The organism is Luteimonas aquatica (genome assembly GCF_022662575.1).
Lineage (GTDB): Bacteria > Pseudomonadota > Gammaproteobacteria > Xanthomonadales > Xanthomonadaceae > Luteimonas > Luteimonas aquatica.
The window spans coordinates 1-1,109 of the sequence record NZ_JALBFU010000035.1 but is presented as its reverse complement, the minus strand read 5'-3'; the positions used below and the strand labels follow the sequence as shown (position 1 = coordinate 1,109).

At 69.3% G+C, this 1,109-nt stretch carries 1 protein-coding gene; it reads right to left on the bottom strand.

The window, feature by feature from the left end:
- A partial coding sequence (locus tag MD221_RS17390) for a DUF11 domain-containing protein (RefSeq protein ID WP_242113418.1) occupies window positions 1-1,109 on the bottom strand: 1,109 nt, incomplete at both ends.

Genomic DNA, 1,109 nt, shown 5'->3' with positions numbered 1-1,109 from the left:
TCGTGTACGTCGCCGCCACGCCCACCGTCATCGGGTTCGGCGCCACGGTCTTGGTCGTGGTCAGCGCCACGCCGGTGTTCACCGGGGTCGGCGGGGTACTGGTGTCGCAGCCCTCGCCCGCCGCCGTGGTGCAGTCCGGATCGCCGCCACCGCTGGTGTTCACGGTGTTGACGATACCCGCGCTGTTGGCAGCGGTCGGGGTGACGTTGATCGTGTAGGTCGCGCTCGCGCCCGCGGCCAGGCCGGCCGGCGTGGTGCAGGTGACCGTCTGGCCGCTCTGTGTGCAGCCCGCACCCACGCTGTTGATGGTCAGCGACGCATCCACCGCGTCGACACTGACCGTATCGGCCGTCGTCGGACCCGTGCCGTTGTTAGTCACGGTAATGGTGTACGTCGCGGCCACGCCCACCGTCATCGGATTCGGCGCCACGGTCTTGCTCGTGGTCAGGTCCACGCCGGAATTCACCGGCACCGGCGGGGTCGTGGCATCGCAGCCTTCGCCGCCTGCCGTCGTACAGGCCGGATCGCCGCCGCCGCTGGTGTTCACGGTGTTGACGATGCCGGTGCTGTTGGCAGCGGTCGGCGTGACATTGATGGTGTAGGTGGCGCTGGCGCCCGCGGCCAGGCCGGCAGGCGTGGTGCAAGTGACCGTCTGACCGCTCTGCGCGCAGCCCGCGCCCACCGAGTTGATCGTCAGCGAGGCATCAACATTGTCCACGCTGACCGTGTCGGCCGTGGTCGGACCGGTGCCGTTGTTGGTGACCGTGATCGTGTAGGTCGCGCTCGCGCCCGCGGCCAGGCCGGCAGGCGTGGTGCAAGTGACCGTCTGACCGCTCTGCGCGCCGCCCGCGCCCACCGAGTTGATCGTCAGCGAGGCATCAACATTTTCCACGCTCACCCAGTCGGCCGTGGTCGGACCGGTGCCGGTGGTGGTGACCGTGAGCGTGTAGGTCGCCGCCACACCCACCGTCATCGGGTTCGGGCTGACCGGCTTGGTCGTGGTCAGCGCAACACCGGTATTGACCGGGGTCGGCGGCGTGCTGGTGTCGCAACCCTCGCCCGTGGCCGTGGTGCAGTCCGGATCTCCGCCACCGCTGGTATTGACGGTG